The following is a 311-nucleotide window of genomic DNA, read 5'->3' on the forward strand; positions in this document are numbered from 1 at the left end:
AAAGTTTACCCAGTTTATTTTCCTACAAAAAAACTTGAAAAATTAAGAATAACATTTACTTCATAAAGAGAGTGTGAGTATGTCTACGAGCCAGTCGCCGATAACATTAGAGATGATAGAAAAAAACGCGCCAGAGCTCTTAGAATACTACGCTAATAAATGCCCAAACAATGTAAATGCCTTTTATCAAAGTCTATATAAGGCGTTAAAAAAAATATCTCAAAAAGCGTATCAGCAACGGAATTATAAAGTAAATCATTCTGAAGAAGAATTAGCCAGTTTTTTCTCGAATGAACTTCAAACAATGCTTT

At 31.8% G+C, this 311-nt stretch carries 1 protein-coding gene; it reads left to right on the forward strand.

Annotated features, from left to right (window positions below; genetic code table 11):
- Positions 1 to 79: 79 nt before the first annotated feature.
- The coding region (locus RTW80_RS28395; RefSeq protein WP_312721441.1) for a hypothetical protein at positions 80 to 311 on the forward strand (232 nt) is incomplete at its 3' end.

This window comes from Escherichia sp. AM3 (assembly GCF_032029835.1).
Classification (GTDB): Bacteria; Pseudomonadota; Gammaproteobacteria; order Enterobacterales; family Enterobacteriaceae; genus Escherichia; species Escherichia coli.